The following is a 725-nucleotide window of genomic DNA, read 5'->3' as shown; positions in this document are numbered from 1 at the left end:
GCTCCCTACGCTCCGCCGGCGGTGCCGCGCGACGCCTTCGCCGGCGCTGGCGCTGGCCGCTCACGCGTCGCCGGCCCCGCCGACATCGACGACGACTATGCCGAGGCGCAGGACCTGCGCGACCTCAACGCGCCGCGCGTCGCCCCGCCCCTCACCGCGCCCAAGCCTGGCAAGCGCCTGTCGCGCGAGGCCCAGCCCTCGCTGCTCGACCGCGACAGCTTCGAACTGCCGCCGCTAACCTATCTGGCCGAGCCGAAGAAAATCGCGGCCAACGCCATCTCCACCGACGCGCTGGAGCAGAACGCCACCTTGCTCGAAGGCGTGCTTGAGGATTTCGGCGTCCGCGGCGAGATCTCGCAGGTTCGCCCCGGCCCGGTGGTGACGCTTTACGAGCTTGAGCCTGCTCCTGGGACGAAGTCGTCGCGGGTGATTTCGCTGGCGGACGACATCGCGCGGTCGATGAGCGCGATCTCGGCGCGCGTCGCGGTGGTGCAGGGCAAGAACGCGATCGGCATCGAACTGCCCAACACCAAGCGCGAGACCGTCTTCCTGCGCGAATTGCTGGCGAGCCAGGACTTCGAGTCGACCAAGCACAAGGTCGCGCTCTGCCTCGGCAAGACCATCGGCGGCGAGCCGGTGATCGCCGATCTCGCCCGCATGCCGCACCTGCTCGTCGCCGGCACCACCGGCTCGGGCAAGTCGGTCGCGATCAACACCATGATCCT

1 protein-coding gene is annotated in these 725 nt (G+C 69.5%); it reads left to right on the top strand.

The features are described 5' to 3' along the window. Positions 1-725 (top strand): DNA translocase FtsK (locus RKE40_RS29640; protein WP_316021737.1); only part of this gene is annotated, 725 nt, incomplete at both ends.

It is taken from the genome of Allobosea rubneri (genome assembly GCF_032464875.1).
Taxonomy (GTDB): domain Bacteria; phylum Pseudomonadota; class Alphaproteobacteria; order Rhizobiales; family Beijerinckiaceae; genus Allobosea; species Allobosea rubneri.
Note: the sequence above shows the minus strand (reverse complement) of the source record. Positions and strands in the feature narration are given on the sequence as shown.